Below are 1,566 nucleotides of genomic sequence, written 5' to 3'. Positions count from 1 at the left end.
GCCATCCAGGCAGCCGACCTCACCGTCGCCCGAGGCCCCCGCACCGTCCTGCGCGGCCTCGGCTTCACCGTCCCCCGAGGCCAGATCACCGGCCTCCTCGGCCCCTCCGGCTGCGGCAAGTCCACCCTCATGCGGTCGATCGTCGGCACCCAGGCCAAGGTCAGCGGCACCCTCGACGTCCTCGGCCGCCCCGCCGGCCACCCCGCCCTGCGCACCCGCATCGGCTACGTCACTCAGGCGCCCTCGGTCTACGACGACCTGACCGTCCGCCAGAACCTCGAGTACTTCGCCGCGATCCTCGACCCCGGCCGCGCCGCCGCCGAACGCCGCCACGCCCACGTCACCCGCGTCATCGCCGACGTCGACCTCACCAGCCACGCCGACGCCCTCGCCGGCAACCTCTCCGGCGGCCAGCGCAACCGCGTCTCCCTCGCCGTGGCCCTGCTCGGCACACCCGAACTGATCGTCCTCGACGAACCCACAGTCGGCCTCGACCCCGTCCTCCGCCGCGACCTGTGGAACCTCTTCCACGACATCGCCGCGACCCGCGGCACCACCCTCCTCGTCTCCTCGCACGTCATGGACGAGGCCGAGCGCTGCCACCGCCTCCTGCTGATGCGCGAGGGCGAGCTGCTCGCCGACGACACCCCCGACGCCCTGCGCACCCGCACCCGCACCGACACCGTCGAAGAGGCCTTCCTGCACCTGGTCGACGAGGCGGTCGCGGCGGCCCGGACGAAGGAGACCACCCGATGAGCACCACCGCACCCACCACCAGCCCTGCCCCGGCCGCCGCCTCGGCGCCCACCGGCGCCCTCAACGCCTCCCGCACCCTCGCCACAGCGGGCCGCGTGCTGCGCCAGCTCCGCCACGACCCGCGCACCATCGCCCTGATGCTGCTCGTCCCCTGCCTGATGCTGGTGCTGCTCCGCTACGTCTTCGACGGCAGCCCGCGCACCTTCGACAACATCGGCGCGTCCCTCCTCGGGATCTTCCCGCTGATCACGATGTTCCTGGTCACGTCCATCGCGACCCTCCGCGAACGCACCTCCGGCACCTTCGAACGCCTGCTCGCCATGCCCCTCGGCAAGGGAGACCTCATCGCCGGTTACGCCCTCGCCTTCGGGACCATCGCCATCGTCCAGTCCGCCCTCGCCACCGGCCTCGCCCTGTGGGCCCTCGACCTGGACGTCACCGGCTCGCCCTGGCTGCTGCTCCTCGTCGCCCTGCTCGACGCTCTGCTGGGCACCGCCCTCGGTCTGTTCGTCTCCGCGTTCGCGGCCTCCGAGTTCCAGGCCGTCCAGTTCATGCCCGCGGTGATCTTCCCGCAGCTCCTGCTGTGCGGCCTGTTCACACCCCGCGACGCCATGCACCCCGTCCTGGAGGCGATCTCGAACGTCCTGCCCATGTCGTACGCCGTCGACGGTATGAACGAGGTCCTGCACCACACCGACATGACCGCCACGTTCGTCCGCGACGCCCTCATCGTGGCCGGCTGCGCGCTCCTCGTCCTCTGCCTCGGCGCCGCCACCCTCCGCCGCCGCACCCCCTGAACCCCGAAGCTGA

2 protein-coding genes are annotated in these 1,566 nt (G+C 72.2%); both read left to right on the top strand.

Annotated elements, in window-relative coordinates; translation table 11 throughout:
* On the top strand, positions 1-756 hold a 756-nt coding region (locus tag MTQ10_RS30260), incomplete at its 5' end, for an ABC transporter ATP-binding protein (RefSeq protein WP_247473829.1).
* A complete protein-coding gene (locus MTQ10_RS30255) occupies positions 753-1,553 on the top strand; it encodes an ABC transporter permease (RefSeq protein ID WP_247473826.1) in 801 nt (266 codons plus the stop codon). The genes MTQ10_RS30260 and MTQ10_RS30255, both read left to right, overlap by 4 nt.
* Positions 1,554-1,566 lie beyond the last annotated feature (13 nt).

Origin of the sequence: Streptomyces sp. XM83C (assembly GCF_023072675.1) — a bacterium.
Taxonomy (GTDB): Bacteria; Actinomycetota; Actinomycetes; order Streptomycetales; family Streptomycetaceae; genus Streptomyces; species Streptomyces thermocoprophilus.
The sequence above is the reverse complement of the archived record's forward strand: the minus strand, read 5'-3'. Positions and strand labels throughout refer to the sequence as shown.